The sequence below is a fragment of the Bacillus sp. SIMBA_154 genome (assembly GCF_046536015.1).
In the GTDB taxonomy this organism is placed as follows: domain Bacteria; phylum Bacillota; class Bacilli; order Bacillales; family Bacillaceae; genus Bacillus; species Bacillus pumilus_P.
On record NZ_JAWJBV010000352.1, the window covers coordinates 1 to 263 of the forward strand.

Genomic DNA, 263 nt, shown 5'->3' on the forward strand with positions numbered 1-263 from the left:
GGCAGGTGCCTTGATCGAACTGAACAGAGAGCGTCGGAACGCGTTAGTTGCCCAAAAAGCAATCAAGCGACAACTAGATCCAAGGCAAGTTGCCAAGGGCGAACAGCCGTGGGTTCTGCCAGACGGCTGGGCGTGGACTCGCCTTGGCTACGTTACAAACTACGGTGATTCGCCCAAGATTGAGTTCGAGGATGTTAACGAGGAAACGTGGGTACTTGAGCTGGAAGACATCGAGAAAGGCACCTCAAAACTTTTGTCCAAGG

Annotated in this window: 1 protein-coding gene; it reads left to right on the plus strand. The window is 52.9% G+C overall.

Features of this window, described 5'->3' with window-relative positions:
* Nucleotides 1–10: 10 nt before the first annotated feature.
* Nucleotides 11–263 (plus strand): hypothetical protein (locus R0K30_RS22350; RefSeq protein ID WP_410613079.1); only part of this gene is annotated, 253 nt, incomplete at its 3' end.